Origin of the sequence: Pseudidiomarina gelatinasegens, assembly GCF_004025325.1 — a bacterium.
Lineage (GTDB): Bacteria > Pseudomonadota > Gammaproteobacteria > Enterobacterales > Alteromonadaceae > Pseudidiomarina > Pseudidiomarina gelatinasegens.
This window is the reverse complement of record NZ_RSFE01000012.1, coordinates 24,467-44,271: the sequence shown is the minus strand read 5'-3', so window position 1 is coordinate 44,271 and position 19,805 is coordinate 24,467. Positions and strand designations below refer to the sequence as shown.

The 19,805-nt window shown below is 48.5% G+C and carries 14 protein-coding genes; 9 read left to right on the top strand and 5 right to left on the bottom strand.

What is annotated here, in order from left to right; genetic code table 11:
* The first annotated feature begins 223 nt into the window (after positions 1–223).
* The 3 genes from EGC76_RS11505 to EGC76_RS11495 all read left to right on the top strand — a co-directional run bounded on the left by EGC76_RS11505 (position 224) and on the right by EGC76_RS11495 (position 3,064).
* Positions 224–1,348: an SIR2 family protein gene (locus tag EGC76_RS11505; RefSeq protein ID WP_128353151.1), complete on the top strand. Its 1,125-nt coding sequence runs from the start codon at positions 224–226 to the stop codon at positions 1,346–1,348.
* A 32-nt stretch (positions 1,349–1,380) separates the two neighbouring features.
* Positions 1,381–2,424 carry a DUF5677 domain-containing protein gene (locus EGC76_RS11500; protein WP_128353150.1) on the top strand — a complete coding sequence of 348 codons (1,044 nt, stop codon included), beginning with the start codon at positions 1,381–1,383 and terminating at the stop codon, positions 2,422–2,424.
* 130 nt (positions 2,425–2,554) lie between these two features.
* A complete protein-coding gene (locus EGC76_RS11495) occupies positions 2,555–3,064 on the top strand; it encodes a hypothetical protein (protein WP_128353149.1) in 510 nt (169 codons plus the stop codon).
* Between the two features lie 49 nt (positions 3,065–3,113).
* Here the strand turns inward: EGC76_RS11495 and EGC76_RS11490 are convergent, their stop codons facing one another.
* Complete coding sequence (locus tag EGC76_RS11490) at positions 3,114–4,037, bottom strand: histone deacetylase family protein (RefSeq protein WP_128353148.1); 924 nt, start codon at positions 4,035–4,037, stop codon at positions 3,114–3,116.
* Positions 4,038–4,040: 3 nt separating this feature from the next.
* Complete coding sequence (locus tag EGC76_RS11485; RefSeq protein WP_128353147.1) at positions 4,041–5,912, bottom strand: GNAT family N-acetyltransferase; 1,872 nt, start codon at positions 5,910–5,912, stop codon at positions 4,041–4,043.
* Between the two features lie 113 nt (positions 5,913–6,025).
* On the opposite strand from EGC76_RS11485, the gene EGC76_RS11480 reads away from it, so the two are divergent.
* The 6 genes from EGC76_RS11480 to aceK all read left to right on the top strand — a co-directional run bounded on the left by EGC76_RS11480 (position 6,026) and on the right by aceK (position 15,080).
* Complete coding sequence (locus tag EGC76_RS11480) at positions 6,026–7,264, top strand: NRAMP family divalent metal transporter (RefSeq protein ID WP_128353146.1); 1,239 nt, start codon at positions 6,026–6,028, stop codon at positions 7,262–7,264.
* A gap of 152 nt (positions 7,265–7,416) precedes the next feature.
* The gene (locus EGC76_RS11475) at positions 7,417–8,928 is read left to right on the top strand and encodes a S10 family peptidase (protein WP_220445690.1); all 1,512 of its coding nucleotides are present in this window, start codon (positions 7,417–7,419) and stop codon (positions 8,926–8,928) included.
* Positions 8,929–8,946: 18 nt separating this feature from the next.
* Positions 8,947–9,108 (top strand): YqaE/Pmp3 family membrane protein, encoded by a 162-nt coding sequence (locus EGC76_RS11470; RefSeq protein ID WP_128353145.1) that lies wholly within the window; start codon positions 8,947–8,949, stop codon positions 9,106–9,108.
* A 19-nt stretch (positions 9,109–9,127) separates the two neighbouring features.
* Positions 9,128–12,301 carry an amidohydrolase family protein gene (locus EGC76_RS11465; protein WP_128353144.1) on the top strand — a complete coding sequence of 1,058 codons (3,174 nt, stop codon included), beginning with the start codon at positions 9,128–9,130 and terminating at the stop codon, positions 12,299–12,301.
* An 87-nt stretch (positions 12,302–12,388) separates the two neighbouring features.
* Entirely contained in the window at positions 12,389–13,324 is a 936-nt protein-coding gene (locus EGC76_RS11460) for a LysR family transcriptional regulator (RefSeq protein WP_128353143.1), read from the top strand.
* Between the two features lie 13 nt (positions 13,325–13,337).
* Positions 13,338–15,080, top strand: coding sequence for a bifunctional isocitrate dehydrogenase kinase/phosphatase (gene aceK / locus EGC76_RS11455; protein WP_128353142.1), 1,743 nt, complete (start codon positions 13,338–13,340; stop codon positions 15,078–15,080).
* Between the two features lie 3 nt (positions 15,081–15,083).
* On the opposite strand, the gene nhaD is transcribed toward aceK, so the two are convergent.
* From nhaD to aceB, 3 genes are all read right to left on the bottom strand, one after another.
* The gene (nhaD, locus tag EGC76_RS11450; protein ID WP_128353141.1) at positions 15,084–16,523 is read right to left on the bottom strand and encodes a sodium:proton antiporter NhaD; all 1,440 of its coding nucleotides are present in this window, start codon (positions 16,521–16,523) and stop codon (positions 15,084–15,086) included.
* 173 nt (positions 16,524–16,696) lie between these two features.
* On the bottom strand, positions 16,697–18,034 hold the full coding sequence (aceA, locus tag EGC76_RS11445) for an isocitrate lyase (protein ID WP_128353140.1): 1,338 nt from the start codon (positions 18,032–18,034) through the stop codon (positions 16,697–16,699).
* Between the two features lie 33 nt (positions 18,035–18,067).
* On the bottom strand, positions 18,068–19,678 hold the full coding sequence (gene aceB / locus EGC76_RS11440; protein WP_128353139.1) for a malate synthase A: 1,611 nt from the start codon (positions 19,676–19,678) through the stop codon (positions 18,068–18,070).
* Between the last annotated feature and the right edge of the window lie 127 nt (positions 19,679–19,805).

Below are 19,805 nucleotides of genomic sequence, written 5' to 3'. Positions count from 1 at the left end.
TGTCCACTAGTTGCTCCTGAGTTAGCATGTTAGGCCGCCTTGTCTTATTGAAAAGTGCAGCTATGATGCCTCAGGTGGATCACTTTTAAACCGTTGTCAGTGGATCAATTTTACGCCGTTGGTAACAATACCTAGCAAATCAATTAACTGAGCACCTGCGGTGCTAGGCGTGCTAAAGCACTCCGTTTATTTAAGGTGTTAGTTGAGAGGATAGATCGAGACAATGAAAGTGTTACCAGTTCAAAATGATAAACCTTCAACAGTGTTCATATTTGGTGCTGGTGCATCTTATGCTGACGGTGTTCCCTTGCAAGTGGACATACTGCCTCAGATAATTAGAGACACAGACCCTCAGCTTAAGCACTCTCATACAGCAAAACGCCTTCGTAAATTTCTTACTGAGCATTTCGCCCAGGGGCAACAGGCCCCCTCACTCGAGGAAGTATTCGGCTTCATAGAGTTCTTCATCAAGAACGAGCTCTCTCTATCAAAAGAGTGGGGAATCAAGGAGCTGCTAGAAATAAAGGCTGACTTCACCAAAGTCGTACACTACCTAATAAGTAAGAATACGAAGAGAAGCGAGCTGTTTGGGGAGTTCTGGAGAAAAATTAATCAGGTTGACCCAGAGGTCGGCGTGATTACAACAAACTACGATACTCTGGCAGACGAAGCTTTTGATTCAATATACCCAGAGTGTTTGATTGATTACTGTCTCGACTTTATAAACTTCAGGCACCCAGAGGCCAGGATTCCATTTGATTGGTGGATTGACCCGAAAAAGCCTACCGGAGAGTTCGGATACGATAAAGTCACGAGAATTAAACTAATCAAATTGCACGGTAGCCTAAACTGGAAATACTGCTCATGCTGTGGGCAGATAGCTCTCACGCCTTGGCAGCACGAGTTCAATCTCAAGCTCGACTCATTTAAGTCGTTTATGGACACGCAGGTGACAGAGTGTCCTTTTGACAGTAATCGGCTTTCATCTCTACTTCAAATGCCAACGCATATTAAGAACAACCATAATTTCATCTTCAGCAAGCTATATGATGAAGCCTCCTATCTTGTAGGTAATGCTAAGCAACTTGTTTTTATTGGATATTCCTTTCCTGAAGCCGACGTTCATATCCGCGCGCTAATAAGGCGATGTTTTTCTGAAGACGGGAAGATAATTGTTATCAATAAGAGTAGAGCTAAGGATCTCAAGCACAGATATGAAGGGTTGGCAAAAAATGTAGATTACCATGAGTATACGTTTGAGCGATTTGTAAGATCTAAAATTTTTGATGATCTGCTTTCAGCTAACAAGACGCTGCAGGGGACAGCTCGCTTCGCGAGCCGTTCCTGAGCTTTGCGTTAGATTGCTCTTAGGATAATCGGATGTTCGAAGAAATTCTAAAACATGTTAACAAGCGGTTGGATGACTGCACTGAGCCGTATGAGTTTTCAGAAGTCTTAGAAAGGTGTTCTTTACATCTTTATGAGCTGATGACTGCTTCTGATGAGGCAAGTGTAAAAGAGCTAAATTTAACTTCTGAAGAATTCAATAAAAGGAACTATCTGAGGTGGAAAGATGGTTTTCAAAAATTAGAGATGCTTCGCCAAATTTCAATTGAAGCTGGCATGGAGTTTCAAAAACATTTTTTGTCTATTCCCAAATATGAAACCGATCCAATGCTTGGCGTTTTAATGCGCCAGCATGCCAACGCTTGCCGTATTACAGGAGAAATAATTCTACTCCTAAAAGGAGGGTATCCTGATGGTGCCATTGCGAGATGGCGCTCTCTATTCGAGATTTCAGTTACTTGTTTAGTTATTAACAAGTATGGATCCGATGCCGCTAAAGATTACATTCGTCATGGGCGGGTTAAGGCTGTTGAAGGGATGGAAGAGTACCAAAAGACAGCAAAAGAGATGAACCTTCAACCATATGATGAAAATGAAATATCGGCTGCTATAGCTTTGAAGGAAAAAATATCAGATGGAGAAAGCCATTTTCATTGGGCTAGAAAATACGCAGGATTTTCAAAGCTTGAAAAGTTACGCGAAGATGTAGGGTTAGGGGGATGGTCTCACAACTATAAATTAGCAAGCAGAAATGTGCACGCAGACTACAGCGAAATGTTGTCATTGTTTGCGATGTCTGAAGCAAAACAAGATATGTTATTAGTTGGTCAATCGAATTCTGGCATGGCTGAGCCTGCGCACATGACAGCAATAACCTTAGCGCAAATTACATCGGTATTTTTAACAGCACATATCCACGAAGATAATGAGCTTGATTACACTAATTCAACATTGTTTCTGATGCTGATTAAGCATTACGTTGATGCTGTCGGTGAGTCATTTCTAAAATGTTCAGTGAAATCACAAGCCCAATCTAACAAGCCACTAAACACAGACGCCGCAAGAGGCGCAGATTAGTGGTGCGTTAACGCCTGCTATTGGCACAAAGCAGCCTTGTTCGGAATTATTTCTCCAGAATAGTAGTTCTGTCTTATAAGAGACTGTTCAGTACCGTAAGTCGTGGACCAGCATTAAATAAGGAAATGACATGAAAACCAAATGGATTGTAGCGTTACTCTATCTAGTCAGTTTAACCAGCTCTGCTGGAGCAAAGGACCTAATTGGCCAGCGTTATCAGGACTTTCAGAAAGATTTACCCGAGTTTAAGCAGTTATCTGGAAGTTGTCTTTCAGGTTGCAAGTATTCGGTTAGCAACGTTAAAGATCTCAGTAACCAAGAAAGCGTTATTGTGTTGTCGAAAAATACGCAGGGCTCTAAACGATGGGAAATAGTCGACGTTCTCGAGAACCCAAAGGGGCAGGCAACCGTATCGAACTGCACGGAAAATTATTCGTCGTTTAAACAGATGCAAGCGACCACGCCAGGCTTGATGCCATCTAACGACAACTCTGTTGCATTAATTCGTTCCACCTCTGAGAAAGCTCAAGACAACAAGCTATGGGTGAAGGCGACACAAGTATTCACTGTCGACATTGAATCACATACGTTCACAGAAATATCGAATGACGATGTCTATTGCTATGTAGGAATAGGCTAAAAACCCCGTCAGTATTATTGCGAATCATGCGACTAAGTAGCTGACGCTACTACTGCATCCCCTTCAAAAAAGCCACAACACTTCGCCCCAGCGAGCTATGGTCATAGCCACCTTCAAGCATCGCAACAATACGCCCTTCGCAATAGCGTTCAGCAAGCGCTTTCAGTTCCTGCGCTATCCAATGGTAGTCGGTTTCGGTTAAATTGAATTGCGCCATGTCGTCTTCCATATGCCCGTCAAAGCCCGCTGAAACCATAATCAGTTGCGGTTCAAAGGCATCAATGGCGGGGAACCAGCGTTCGCGCACAGCGGCTTGCCAGGTGGGGCCATCGCAGCCTGCGGGCAATGGAATATTGATCACTTCATGGCTAATCGTTTCCGTACCCGAGTTCGGGTACAAAGGGTGTTGAAACGAGCTGCAAAACAGCACGCGCTCGTCGTTTAAAAAGATGTCTTCGGTGCCGTTGCCGTGGTGCACATCGAAATCCACAATCGCCACGCGCTCAAGGCCATATTTATGCATGGCGTATGCCGTGGCCACCGCAACGTTATTGAAAATGCAAAACCCCATCGCGGCATCCCACGTGGCGTGATGGCCGGGTGGGCGAACTGAGCAAAACGCGCGGCGGTTTTCGGCGGTAAACACTTCGTCGACCGCGCAGATGCCGCTGCCAGCAGCGTACAACGCAGCGCGCAGTGTGCCAGCTGTCATCATGGTGTCGGGGTCTAGCCAAATGTGCTGATCGGGTTCGGTTGGTGCGCGATCAAACACGTCGTCTACGTAATTGGCGGCGTGCACGCGGAGTAAGTCTTCACGGTCGGCTGGCTCGGCATCTTTTTGGGTCAGCGCAAACTCCATGCCAGAGCGAATAATCTGATCATTAATGGCTGCAATACGTGCCGGCTCTTCTGGGTGTACTTCTGAAACGCGATGCAAACTGCAATATTGGTGACTAAATACGGTTATCGACATACTTCACTCGCTGTCTTTAGAAACGTCATTTAAATTGAGTTGTAAATACACCTCACCCGGTTCTTCTGAAGGTTTACGAACAAACCCCGCACGCTCAAACACCGCCAGCATTTTGCCATTTTCAGAACGCACATAAGCCATCATGCGTTCAAGGCCGCGCTCACGCGCAATACGCTTCATTTCTTCCAATAAGCGGGTTGCCATACCTTTACCATGCTGAGTTTCGCGCGTAACGAAGGCAACTTCACAGCTTTTTTCGTCGTGTAGCAGGTAATAGCGACCAACGGCTTGAATCTGTGCCATCGAGCCCTTTTGCCGCACAATACACAGCGCCAAGTCGCGTGACTGGTCAACACTCACCAAGGTGCACGATTTCTCACGGCTCATTTGCGTTGGCACTGTGTTGTAGCGCATTTGCAGTGTTTCTTTGGTGTGCGAGTAGAAAAACTCTTGCAGGCGCCGCTCGTCACTTGGGTTGAGTGGGCGCAAGTCAAAAAACTCGCCATTAATCACAATTTCTTTAAACCCAACCGGGCCAAGTTCGGGGACTTCAACGGAGTGCAAAACTTGGTAGTGGGGCACGTAGTAGTGTTTACGCACTTCTTCGAGCAATTGCTGACGGAATTTGGGGTGGGCAACACGAATGAGCTCAAGGGCGCGCTCGCGAATGCTCTTGCCGCGTAGCGACGCCACGCCAAATTCAGTCACCACGTAATACACATGGGCGCGTGATGTGGCCACTCCGGCGCCTTCGGTAATAAACGGCACAATACGCGATACGGTGCCGTCTTTCGCGGTAGAAGGCAGCGCAATGACAGGTTTACCGCCCGGGCTCATGCTGGCGCCGCGGGTAAAATCAACATGCCCACCAATACCGCTATATAAGTGGTGCCCAATGGAATCGGAAACCACTTGCCCGGTTAAGTCGACCTCAATGGCGCTGTTTATCGAAACCATCTTTTCATTGCGGGCAATGTTCGCCGGCGAGTTCACATACTCCGAAGGGTAGAAGCCAATGTGCGGGTTATTGTTCACAAAGTCATAGAGCTTCTTGGTGCCGATGCAAAAGCTGGTCACGGCTTTATGCTGGTGATAGGTTTTTTTACGGTTATTAATCACGCCACTCAGCATCAGTTCCATAATGCCGTCGGTAATGAGCTCGCTGTGCAGGCCCAAGTCTTTGTGGTTACTTAAATACCGCAGAACCGCGTCACAGATTTTACCAAAGCCAATTTGGATGGTGGCACCATCTTCCACCAGCAATGAAACGTACTGGCCGATGCGCTCGGTTACAGCGTCAAGTTCCGGCGCTGAAATTTCGGGCAGCTCTTGCTCGGCCTCAAAAAACGCATCAATTTGGCCTTTATGAATAAAAGCTTGGCCGAAGGTTACCGGCATTTTTGGGTTCACTTGCGCGATAACTTTTTTTGCGGAGCGCAGCGCTGACGAAACGATATCCACCGACACGCCCAGCGAATGGTAGCCGTACTGATCGGCAGGGCTGACCATAATAAGCGCCGCGTCTAAGGGGAGAATATCTTCACTAAATAACGAGGGAATATCAGACATAAAGGCTGGCGTATAATCGGCACGGCCTTCCGCGACGGCTTTTCGCACTTTTTCGCCGCCGATAAACAGGGAATTTACCTTAAAGTTTTGGCTGTACTCGGGGTTCACCCAGTGGTTGTCACCCAGTGCGTAAATTTGAATGATTTCAATATCATGAAAGTGCTGACAATGGTCAGTCAGGTCGTGCAGCAGGGCGTGGGGCACCGCGGCGTGTGTGCCAATAAATATTCGGTCGCCCGACTTGAGCAAATTTTCCCATTGTACCTGTTGGCCATTAACGATTAGCTGGCGCTCAGTGCCACTCATGTCTGTGTCCTTATGTCACAACGGCGATTAAGCCAGTATAAACATAATTTTGGCTTCCGCGAAATTGGCGCTATGCTGTAGCTCGTCATATCAAAAACTATAAGAACAAAAGCATGACACATATCACACAATCTTCCCGGTTAAGTGCTATTGGCCCTGGCGTAATCTTAGCGGCAGCGGCCGTTGGCGCGTCCCATTTAGTTGCTTCCACACAAGCCGGCGCGCTATTCGGCTGGCAGCTGTGGTGGGTCATTTTGCTGGTTAACGTACTCAAATACCCATTTTTCCGCTTTGCGGTTTCGTACACCTTGCAGCACAACGAGAGCTTAATTGCTGGGTACCATCGCAAAGGGCGCTTTTACCTGTGGGCATTTACTGCACTTAACCTGGTTGCCGCGGTGGTTAATACCGCCGGTGTGCTGCTGCTAACGGCAAGTCTATTGCAGCTATTTATTCCGCAATTATCGACCACCGTGCTGAGCTGGTTAATTCTAGTGAACTGCTGGTTGATTCTAATGGGCGGGCAATATCGCACCTTGGATAAACTGTCGAAGTGGATCATGGCAAGTTTAAGTATCGCCACGGTTATTGCTGTCGGCATTGCATGGTGGAACGCGGTGCCGCCGCCCGCAGACTTTGTTGCGCCTTCGCCATGGAAGTTGTCCGCATTGGCGTTTCTAGTCGCCATGGTGGGCTGGATGCCCGTACCCATTGAGCTCTCTGCCATTAGTTCACTGTGGCTGCGCAGTAAACAAAAGCTCACCCAAGTAACGCTGGCCCATGGTTTGTTTGATTTCAATTTGGGCTATTGGGTTACTGCCGCATTGGCATTGTTGTTCTTAGCACTGGGTGCCTTGGTGCAATTTGGCAGTGACCAACCCATTGCCATGGCTGGTAGCCAATTCGCCAGCCAATTTGTCAGCATGTACGGCAGTACAATAGGCCAGTGGTCGGAATATTTAGTGGGTGCGATAGCCTTTCTCTGTATGTTTGGTACAACCTTGGCGGTGCTCGATGGCTACGCACGAACCTTGCGCGAGAGTCAGCGCTTGCTGCTACCCAAATCCACCACCCGCAAGCCCAACCGACCTTTTCCGCTCAATATTTGGATAATCGGGCAGTCTATTGCGGGCATGTTGGTGATTATGTATTTCAAAAGTGCGCTGGGGCCGATGCTGACATTCGCCATGACCTTGGCCTTTTTAACCACGCCATTTTTTGCGTGGTTGAACTTTCAATTGGCAAAACGCCGGCCCATGTCGCGGCTTCTAAATATCTATGCGTGGGTAGGTTTAGTATATCTTGCAGGCTTTGCCTTGGGCTATTTGTATTACCTTTTGACGGGTTACTGATGTCATATCGATGTCGTACTGATGTCGTAACGAATATCACCGTCGTGACCATCTTGAAAATCGGTGCGTTTGGCTCACTGACCTTGAGCTTTGCACCCGTATTGCATTAAATGGAAGCACGATAAAAACGAGAGGAAGTAATGATGAAGGGCATGAAGCATCTAATTTTAGCTGCGATGATGAGTTCAAGCTTGGTTGCTACCGCAACTGAATTTGAATTACCTGAAGCAAAAATGAAGGCCGATGATGTTGTGGTGACTGAGCACAGCACCAACATCAACGGGCAACGATTCAAATACACCGCCACCACCGGAACACAACCGGTGTTCAACGAAAACGGCGAAGCGACAGCCGCATTATTCTTTACCTACTATGAGCGTCAAGACGTTAAAAACCGCGAAGATCGGCCGCTGCTGATTTCATTTAACGGCGGACCAGGTTCAGCGTCTGTATGGATGCACATTGCTTACACGGGCCCTAAGTCATTGCGCGTTGATGATGAAGGTTTCCCGCTTATGCCATACGGCGTAAAAGATAACCCACACTCAGTACTTGATGTTGCGGATATCGTGTTTGTAAACCCAGTTAACACCGGCTACTCGCGTCCGTTGCCAAAGAAAGACGGCACCGAGTACTCACGTGACGAACTGCAGAAAATGTTCTTTGGCGTGAATGCCGATGTGAAATACCTGGCTGACTGGGTAAACACCTTTGTAACGCGTCATGAGCGCTGGCGCTCGCCGAAGTACCTGATTGGTGAAAGCTACGGTACTACGCGGGTTTCTGGCCTGGCACTTGAGCTGCAAAACCGTCAGTGGATGTACCTTAACGGCGTTGTCTTAGTGTCACCAACAGATATCGGCATTGAGCGTAATGGCCCCGTAAAAGCGGCGAACCGCTTGCCTTACTTTGCTGCTGCAGCTTGGTACCACAATGCGCTAAACAGCGACTTGCTGCAAAAAGACTTACTTGAATTACTTCCTGAAGTTGAGCAGTACACGTTAAATGTGTACTTGCCAGCGTTGGCTAAAGGCGCGTTACTGCCTGCAGCTGAAAAAGAAGAAGTTGCTGAGCAAGTTGCAAAATACTCAGGTTTGGATAAGCAAACCGTGATGCGTGCCAACTTGGATATCAGCACCTCATTTTTCTGGAAAGAATTATTGCGTGATCGCAGCCAAACCATCGGCCGCCTCGATTCGCGTTATTTAGGTATCGATAAAGACGATGTGGGTTCACGCCCAGATTACAACTCTGAGTTAACCTCGTGGTTGCATTCGTTTACGCCGGCGATTAACTATTACCTGCGTGAAGAGTTGAATTTTAAAACCGACGTGAAATACAACATGTTTGGTCCGGTGCACCCGTGGGATCGCAGCAACAACAATACCGGCGAAAACCTACGTCAAGCGATGGCACAAAACCCATACTTGAACGTGCTGATTCAGTCGGGCTACTACGACGGCGCAACCAATTACTTTGATGCCAAATATAATATGTGGCACATCGACCCAAGCGGCAAAATGGCTGATCGTATTGGTTTTAAAGGCTATCGCAGCGGTCACATGATGTATTTGCGTGCAGAAGATTTGAAACTTTCAAATGATGACTTGCGCGAATTCATCAAAGCGACTATTCCTGCTAAGGACGAAGCCGCGAAATACTAATGTATTAGGAGATGACCCATGAGCGATTTTATTCGAATTATCATTGCCATTTTATTGCCACCCCTTGGTGTGTTCTTGCAAGTAGGTATTGGTAAGCACTTCTGGATTAATATCCTGCTGACTTTGTTGGGCTATATTCCAGGCATTGTGCACGCTGTGTGGGTCATCGCTAAAAAATAATTAAATAAAAGGTTTTCTCATGAAAAAATTATCTGCGCTGGCCGTTGCGGTCAGCGTTGCACTCTCATTTTCACATTCTGCACAGGCTCAAACCGAAACGGATTGGGATGTTAATAATCCACAAGGTGAATTCAAAGACATTCAAATAAAGACATCTGAAGGTACGTGGATGAATGTCGACATGAGCCCTGATGGCAAACATATTGTGTTTGATATGCTGGGCGACATTTATCGCATCTCATCAACTGGCGGCGATGCTGAGTTACTGGTCGGTGGCATTGCATGGAATATGCAGCCTGTGTACTCGCCAGACGGCAAATACATTGCCTACACCTCGGATGCTGACGGTGGCGATAACATCTGGATCATGGATGCTGATGGCAGCAATCCGCGCCAAGTAACCGATGAAACCTTCCGCTTGTTAAACAGCCCTGCGTGGAGCCCGGATAGCGAATTTATCGTGGCCCGTAAGCACTTTACCGCGCGTCGTTCACTGGGTGCGGGTGAAGTTTGGATGTATCACCGCTCAGGCGGTTCAGGCGTGATGCTAACTGAACGCCCGAATGATCAGAAAGATTTAGGCGAGCCAGCATTTTCTCCTGATGGCCGTTATATCTATTTCTCACAAGATGACACCCCGGGCAAAACTTTCCATTACAGCAAAGATTCGCTTGAAGGCATTTATGAAATTAAACGCTTTGATCGCGAGACTGGCGAAATTGATGTCATTTTAAGTGGCGCGGGCGGTGCAATTCGTCCAACACCGTCACCGGATGGCAAGCATTTGGCGTACATCAAGCGTGAAGACTTTAATAGCGTACTTTATTTGTACAATTTAGAGTCGGGCGAAAAAACGCGGCTGTATAGCCAGCTTGATCGCGACATGCAAGAAACATGGGCCATTCATGGTGTATATCCAACCATGGACTGGACGCCGGATAGCAAAAAAATGGTGTTCTGGGCTGACGGTAAAATCATGCAAATTGATGTGGAAAGCCGCAGCACCCGGGTGATTCCGTTTAGCGTTGAAACCACCAAAAAAGTACAACATGCACTGCATTTTGAAACCAATCTTGATCAAGATAAGTTCAAAGTGAAAATGCTACGCATGGTGCAAGTTGCGCCAAACGCGAAACAAGCTGTATTTGAAGCCTTGGGCAAGCTCTATGTGCGTAGCCTGCCGAATGGCGAGCCGAAGCGTTTAACTAACCGTGACGGCGCTTGGGAGCTGTATCCGAGCTATTCACGTGACGGTAGCAAATTAATTTACACAACCTGGGATGATCAAGAACAAGGGCAACTGATTGTCCGTGATTTGAAATCGGGTAAAGAAACAGTACTGCCAACAGGCAAAGGCAAATTTGTTGAGCCGGTATTTAGCCCTGATGGCAAATCTGTGGTGTATCGTAAATTGCGCGGTGGTTATATCACGGCCGAAACCTACGGTTTAAACCCGGGTGTTTACCACCTGAGTTTGGCTAAAAACGCAGAGCCACGTTTAATCAATGAAAATGGCGGCTCACCGCAGTTTGGTGCGCGCAACGATCGTGTTTATCTGATGGCGTTTGACGGTTCACCGTCATTGATTAGCGTGGATTTAACCACCAAAGAATCGCGCACGTTATATAGCGCTGAACATGCAACTGAATTCCGCGTGTCACCAGACGGCCAACACCTGGCCTTTGCTGAGCGGTTTAAAGTGTTCGTAACGCCGTTTGTTGAGCGTGGTGCACCAATTAAAATTAGCCCAACGGACAAGCAGTTCCCAGTGGAACAACTGTCAGTTCGTGCCGGTGAAAATATTTCCTGGAGTGGCGATGGTCAGGCTTTGTATTGGTCACTTGGCCCTGAGTTGTACCATGCGTCTGTGAACGGTCTGTTCGGAATTGATGGTGATTCAGAATTCGAACAAGTGGCGAATGGTCTTGATATTAGCTTTGATGCCGATGCAGGCATTCACGACGAAACGGTCGCGTTTGTTGGCGGGCAAGTCATTACCATGGAAGGCGACCAAGTGATTGAGCGTGGCGCTGTTGTGGTTAAAGGTAACAAGATTGTGGCTGTAGGGAGCGTTGACGATGTGAACGTACCGAGCGGCGCAACGGTTATCGATACCACCGGTAAAACGGTCATGCCAGGCTTGTTCGATGGTCATGCGCATGGTCCGCAGGGTGACAACGAGATTATTCCAGAGCAAAACTGGAAAACTTACGCCACCTTAGCGTTCGGTGTTACGTCAATTCATGACCCGTCAAATGACACCACTGAAATTTTTGCAGCCAGTGAGCTACAAAAAGCCGGCTTGATTGCTGCGCCGCGCACCTTCTCCACCGGTACAATTTTGTACGGTGCCAATGGTCCGGGCTACACCGCGCATGTTGATGATTTGGAAGACGCCAAGTTCCACCTTGAGCGTTTGCAAAAAGTTGGCGCGTTTTCAGTGAAAAGCTACAACCAACCACGCCGTAATCAACGTCAGCAAATTATTCAGGCTGGTCGTGAATTGGGCATGATGGTTGTGCCAGAAGGCGGTTCATTGCTGCAACATAACTTAAGCATGATTGCTGATGGCCACACCACGGTTGAGCATTCGATTCCAGTTGCCAAAATCTATGACGATATTGAGCAGTTCTGGAGCCAAACTGACGTCAATTACACGCCGACGCTTGGCGTTGCCTATGGCGGCATTTGGGGTGAGAACTATTGGTATGCTGAAACCGATGTATGGGCGCATCCAAAACTGTCTAAGTTTGTACCGCAGGACGCTTTGGTGAATTCTGTGCGCCGTGAAAAAGCGCCACACAATCACTACAACCACTTTAATAACGCTGACGTTGCCAAGCAGTTGCAAGACCTTGGCGTGGATGTGGTTGCTGGCGCGCACGGTCAACGTGAAGGCCTGGCGCAACATTGGGAAATTTGGATGATGGCGCAAGGCGGCATGACGCCACTGCAAGCATTGGCAACATCAACCATTAACCCAGCCAAAGAGTTCGGTATGGATAAATACATTGGCTCGCTGAAAGAAGGGAAGCTTGCCGACATTATCGTGATTGACGGTAATCCGTTGGCAGATATTTCAGTGACTGATCGTGTTACCCACACCATGGTAAACGGCCGTTTATTTGATGCCGAAACCATGAACCAGTTGGTGCCAAAAGCTGAACCACGTAAAGCGTTTTTCTGGGAATAGACCATAGTCGCATCACGCAAGTGATGTATCTCAGAAAAATTATGTCTATAATCCCGCTATATTCTTATAGCGGGATTTATTTTTTTTATGAATAACATTAAAGACATTGATCTTAACTTACTGGTCTATCTTGATGTGCTGCTACGCGAGCGCAATGTCACCAAAGCCGCCGCGCAGCTAAATATCACGCAACCCGCCATGAGTAATGGCTTGAAACGCCTACGCACACTACTTAATGACCCTATTTTGGTGCGCACCAGCGAGGGCATGCTGCCCACTGAAACAGCGCTGCGCATGCAAGAACCGGTACGCCAAATTCTCTATTCTGTGGAAGAAATGGTGCAGCCAGCACGTGATTTCGATGCGGCCACCAGTGACCGGGTATTTCGCATTATGGCGTCAGACTACGCTGCTTCCACCCTGATGCCGCGCTTGCTGGAAAAGTTAAAGCAGCAGGCCCCGCATGTGGCACTGGATATCATGACCCCCAGCGACATTAGTTTTCATGACGTTGAAAACGGCAAAGTTGACCTTGCGATAAACCGCTTCGAAAAGCTCCCGCAGTCGTTTCACCAAAAAAATCTGTGGGAAGATGACTTCAGTTGTTTAGTGCGTAAAGACCATCCGTTGGTTGCCAGCCCTACGTTAGAAAGCTATTTAAAGGGCGAGCATGTATGGGTAAGTAAAACCGGCTTTGGCGTTGGTGTGGGGATGGATCCGCACGATGTACAAAAGCTGGGTTGGGTTGATGAAGCTCTGGGTAAGTTGGGGCATAAGCGGGAAATTCGCGTATTTACCCGTAACTACCATGTGGCGATGCACTTAGCGCGACAGGGGTTAATAGCTACCTTGCCAACGCAAGCGGCAACACTCTATAAAGAAGACGATGAATTGGTCATGATCAAGCCGCCGTTTGCCATTCCGGCGCTAGAGCTAACCATGATCTGGAGCCCGTTATTGCAACACGACGCGGGGCATCGTTGGTTCCGCCAGCTCATTACCGACACTGCGGCCTATCAGTAGCGCGCACGATACCATGAGCAACGACGAGCTAGCCGGGCTATTTGCGCGCAAAATACTGCAGGGTTTTCATAAGCACTATGCGGTTTTCCAAGAGGTGACGCGTAATGCGAAGCAGCGTTTTGCCGAAGGCGATTGGCACGCAGGGCAGTATGCAGCAACAGTGCGGATTAGCTTCTATGATCAACGCGTGCACGAAACCACCACGGCACTGCGAAAGTTAACCGACGATAAACTCGACGAACAGGCGTGGCTAGCCACGCGACAGCTCTACCAAGAGTTTTTGCAGTTCCATCCACAAGCGGAATTGGCAGAAACCTTCTATAACTCGGTATTTTGTAACCTGTTTCACCGGCGTTACTTTAATAACGCCTACATATTCGTTGAAACCACATTAAGTAATAGCATTCCGCTGGCGCTGGAAACCGAATTCCGCTCCTATTTCCCAGTGGTGCAGGGTATGCGTCGCACCTTGGCCAGAATCATGGGCGACGTTGATTTCGGTGCGGATTACGATGACCTTTCTGAAGACATCCGCCTGTTGCGCAAAGCATTTCGCGATCAAACCGAAGCGGGCAAGCTGTCGGCCTACCAACTACGCATTGATGTGCTCAAAGAACCATTTTTTCGTAATAAAGCGGCTTACGTAGTCGGGCGTATTGTCAGTGCGAATCGCATTTTTCCGTTTATTGTGCCGGTACTTCGAACGCCGCAAGGTAAGTTGTATTTAGACGCCCTGATTACCAACACCGATGAAATGGCCATCATCTTTGGTTTTGCGCGCTCGTACTTTATGGTGCACACCCGTGCGCCATCTGCATTGGTGCGGTTTTTAAAAGACTTAATGCCGAAGAAAACTCTGGCGGAACTGTATTCTGCCATTGGCTTACACAAACAGAGTAAAACCGAGTTCTATCGTGACTTTCTGCATCATTTAGAAGCCAGTGATGATCAGCTGGTGGCCGCAGCAGGCATAAAAGGCATGGTGATGACCGTATTCACGCTGCCTTCGTATCCGTATGTTTTTAAGGTTATTAAAGATGAGTTTGGCGGCGGCAAGCAGATGAGTCGACAAACGGTTATTGATCGCTACCGTATGGTTAAACGTCACGACCGTGCAGGCCGTATGGCGGATACCTATGAATTTGCGAATGTGGCGATTCCGCTTGACCGCATTGCACCGGATTTACTTGAAGAATTACAAACCACCGTGGCGGGAAGTTTAAAAATTGAAAACGGCCAGCTGATTATTAGCCAGCTGTTCGTAGAGCGCCGCATGGTGCCACTGAATATCTTCCTTGAATACGGCACGCCCGCGGAAATTGAAAAAGTCATGAAAGACTACGGCCAAGCCATAAAAGACATGATGGCGGCTAATATTTTTCCCGGCGACATGCTATTGAAAAACTTTGGATTAACGCGTCACAAACGCGTGGTGTTTTATGATTACGATGAAGTTCAGTACTTAACCGAAATGAACTTTCGTACATTGCCCAAGGCTGAAACCTACGAACAAATGATTGCCCCTGAGCCGTGGTACACGGTTGCGCCAAATGATGTGTTCCCCGAACAGCTGGCAACCTTTGCGGTGCCACAACCTGAACTGCGTGACTTACTGTTGAAGTTTCATCCGGAGCTTATTGACGCGAAGTTTTGGCAGCAGCAGCAAGAGCATTTGCGCCAAGGCGTGATTACTGACGTATTCCCGTATCCAGAAGCGGTGCGCTTTATGCGTTGTGTACGCACCGCCTCTGAATGAAGGTTAGTGGTTAAAGACGGTAAATAAGTTCTCGTTCAGCCACATGTGGGCCAGGATACTAACGATGTAACCAAGAGCGATAACCGGGGTCCATTTTAGGTGGCTGGCGAAGGTGTAATAACCACGTGCTTGACCCATCAGCGCCACACCTGCGGCGGAACCAATCGACAACAAACTACCACCGGTACCAGCGGTTAACGTAATTAATAACCATTGGCCGTGAGACATTTCTGGCTGCATGGAAAGCACCGCGAACATGACCGGAATGTTATCAATAATCGCCGACATGATGCCCAACGCAACGTTGGCAAAAGTTGGGTTCCAGCCCAAGTACAGCGTGTTTGATAGCAGTGACAGGTAGCCCATAAAGCCAAGCCCGCCAACACAAATAACAATGCCGTAGAAGAATAACAGGGTATCCCACTCCGCGCGTTGCACCCGGTTAAATACGTCAAAGGGTACCACACTACCAAGGCGCTCAAGCCGGGCCATGTCGCCCGCACGCTCAGCCATGGCGCGCTTACGTGCCAGTGAGCCTGGCAGCGTCATACGCAAGAAGTACCCGAAGAATTGCAGGTAACCTAGCCCCATCATCATGCCGAGTACTGGCGGCAGGTGCAGCCACATGTGGCACGCCACCGCGGTTGCTATGGTGAGTAAGAACAAGCTGGTGATTCGCAGTGCACCACGCTTGAGTTCAACTTCTTCGTAGATGGATGACGGCTTACGGTCTTCGATAAAGAAGCTCATGATCACCGCTGGCACCAAGTAGTTCAGCAGTGACGGGATAAATAACACAAAGAATTCTTGGAATTCCACCATGCCGGCTTGCCAAACCATCAGCGTGGTAATGTCGCCGAAGGGGCTAAAGGCGCCACCAGCGTTCGCCGCAATAACAATGCTCACGCATGAAATGCTAATAAACTTTTTATCGCCGTCAGCAACTTTCATCACCACGGCACACATCAAAAGGGCGGTTGTTAAGTTGTCAGCTATTGGCGAGATAAAGAATGCAAGAAAACCAGTCAGCCAGAACAGTTGTTTATAGGTAAAGCCTTTCTTGATCATCCATGCGCGCAAGCCATCAAATAAACGGCGTTCTTCCATGGCATTGATGTAGGTCATCGCCACCAGCAGGAACAACATCAACTCGGCAAACTCAAGCAGGTTATGACGGAACGCAACTTCAGCAACGCCTGGCATGTCGTTTTGCATGTACACAAAACCGATCATCATCCAGATTAAGCCAGCTGCAACCAACACCGGCTTAGACTTGCGCATGTGCAAACGTTCTTCACCCATAACCAGTAAGTAAGCTACGGTGAAAATGACAATCGCGGCGATGCCAACATTAGCCGTCGTCAAGTCAAGTTGACCAGCGGCAGCGAAGGCAGCAGGGGAAAAGAGGCTTGCGCCCAATAGCAACAACAGTAGTTTCCACATGAGTCGTTATTCCTTCAACATGGGAGGCCGTAAGGGTTGAACAGCGTGATTTTTGGGGTGAGCTGCTCAGGCGGGCGAATACTACCACAAAAAAGCCGCCAAACACCTGTGTTCAGCGGCTTATACAAAGAATTTTCAGAGGTAATTATTAGGGGGTATTTGTAAATCAATAATTACGCCGGTTTTTTGAACTGTTCCTCTTCTGTGGAGCCCGTTAACGCCGTGACAGACGACTTTCCGCCTTGAATCACATTCGTCACTTCATCAAAATAACCGGTGCCGACTTCTTGTTGGTGCGCCACGAAGGTATAGCCTTTTTCGGCCGCCGCAAATTCTTGTTGCTGCAGTTTCACATAAGCGGACATGTCATTGCGTGCATAGTCATGGGCTAACTCAAACATGTGGTACCACATGTTGTGCACACCCGCTAAGGTGATGAACTGGAACTTGTAGCCCATAGCTGCGAGCTCACGTTGGAATTTCGCAATGGTGGTGTCGTCAAGATTGCGCTTCCAGTTGAAACTTGGCGAGCAGTTATAGGCCAGCAGTTTACCTGGGTATTTGGCATGAATCGCTTCGGCAAATTTGCGTGCTTCGTCTAAATCCGGCTTGGCGGTTTCGCACCACAACAAATCCGCGTAGGGTGCGTACGCTAAGCCACGTGAGATAGCCTGATCAATGCCCGCGTTGACGCGGTAAAAGCCTTCGGCAGTGCGCTCGCCGGTGCAAAACGGTAGGTCATTTGCGTCAACATCTGACGTCAATAAATCAGCCGCATTGGCATCGGTGCGCGCTAAGATAAGCGCCGGTACGCCGGCCACATCAGCAGCTAAACGCGCCGCAATTAATTTCTGCACAGCTTCTTGGGTTGGCACCAAAACTTTACCGCCCATGTGCCCGCACTTTTTAACCGAAGCCAACTGATCTTCAAAATGAACGCCCGCGGCGCCCGCTTTGATCATGGCCTGCATTAATTCGTAAGCATTGAGAACGCCGCCAAACCCAGCCTCTGCGTCGGCCACGATAGGCGCGAAGTAATCAATATAACCTTCTTGCTCTGGGCCAATGCCTTTTGACCACTGAATTTGGTCGGCTCGCGCGAAGCTGTTATTAATACGCTCAACCACAGTGGGTACCGAGTCAACTGGGTAGAGCGACTGATCAGGGTACATGCTTAATGAGCTATTGTTGTCCGCAGCAACTTGCCAGCCAGACAGGTAGATAGCTTGCAAGCCTGCTTTTACCTGCTGCACGGCTTGGCCGCCTGTAAGCGCCCCAAGAGCATTGACGTAGTCTTTGCCAAATTTCTCTTGTGCGGCGCCGTTAACTAAGCGCCAAAGTTTCGCCGCGCCATTTCGGGCGTAGGTGCATTCCGGTTGTACACTACCGCGCAAACGAATCACATCCAGTGCGGAGTAGGTGCGTTCCACGCCTTTCCAGCGTGGGTTTTCTTGCCAGTCTTGCTCAAGCTGCTTGGCGGCTTCGGCGTGATGTATTGATGTGGTTGTCATGGTTGTCGTCCTGTTTCGTTTAAGTTGTTGTTATTAATCAAGCAGCGCGTAGCCGGGCAGAGTCAGAAACTCAACCAAGTCGTCTGCTGTTGTTATCTGTTCAAGAAGTTGTGTTGCTTGTTCAAAGTGTTCTTGGTTCCAGCGCTGGTCGCCAACTTCATTGCGCACAACTTTGGCTTCCTCGGCTAAGTAATCGCGAAATAGTTGTTTGGTGACAACTTCGCCGTTATCGAGCGTCATTTTGTGTTTTATCCACTGCCAGATGCTGGTGCGTGAAATTTCTGCGGTGGCCGCGTCTTCCATTAAGCCGTAGATGGGCACGCAGCCTTTGCCTGAAATCCAGGCGGCGATGTACTGCAAGGCAACCCGGATATTGGTGCGCATACCAAGCTCGGTGCGAGGGCCTGAGCAGGGGGCAAGCAAGTGTTCAGCTGTAACAGGTTGGTCGTGTTCACGTAACACATGCAATTGGTTGTTGCCGCTTAGGCCGTCGACAAATACTTCGCGCACGGTGGCTGCCAACCCGGGGTGGGCAATCCATGTGCCGTCATGGCCATTGGTACGTTCGAGTTCTTTGTCAGCCTTTACTTTGGCAAGAATTTTGGCGTTCTCATCGGGGTCTTTGCTTGGAATAAACGCCGCCATGCCACCCATTGCTAATGCGCCACGACGATGACAGGTTTTAACCAACAATCGCGAGTAAGCATTAAGAAATGACTGATCCATCGTCACCACTTGGCGGTCAGGCAGAACGCGGTCGGGATGATTCTTCAAGGTTTTGATGTAGCTAAAAATGTAATCCCAGCGGCCGCAGTTTAGCGCCACGATGTGGTCTTTCATGGCGTGCAGTATTTCGTCCATCTGAAAAACCGCGGGAAGGGTTTCAATTAAAATAGTGGCGCGAATGGTGCCTCGGGGTTGCTTAAAATAGTCTTCGGTAAACCGAAACACATCGGCCCACCACTGTGCTTCGTCGCTGTGTTCTAACTTCGGAATGTAATAATAAACGCCAGTGTTGTTTTTTAGCCGTTGTTGAAAATTCAGACAAAAATACAATGCGAAGTCGACCAAACCGCCCGGTGCCACTTCGTTATCAACCAGCACGTGTTTTTCGGGAAGGTGAAGGCCCCGAACCCGAGCAATCAATAGCGCAGGGTTGTCGTTAAGTTGGTAATACTTGCCAGAAGCGGGGTCGGTATAATCAAGTTGGCCGCGGTTGGCATCGTGTAGATTAATTTGCCCCTGTAATAAACCTTCCCAGGTTGGCGACTGCGAGTCTTCAAAGTCGGCCATGTAGCAATCAACGTTGGCGTTGAGCGCGTTAATCACCATTTTGCGGTCAACCGGGCCGGTAATTTCCAGACGGCGTTTGGTTAAATCTTCCGGGAGTTCGGCAACGCGCCAATCGCCATCACGAATGGTTTTTGTAGCAGGGTCAAAATCGGGCAACTTGCCATCATCAATTTGTTGCTGACGCTTAGCTCTTGCCCCAAGTACCGCGTGCAATGGCGGGCGAAACTTACGTGTGAGTGCTACTAAGAATTCCTGCGTGGTTTTATTGATTAATGCTGCGCTGGCATCGTTTAACGGCGGCAGTTGCAGGCCATCAATGGCTGTTGCGCTTGGTTTATTTGAGTCGGTCATAATCTGTCCACTTGTTGTTCATGTGTTAACGACTACAGGCTAGACCCAAACAGCTACATTCTACAAATGAATGAATAAAATTACGACCATTCACAGTGTTTATGTGTGTAGTTTTGAAACAGGGGGA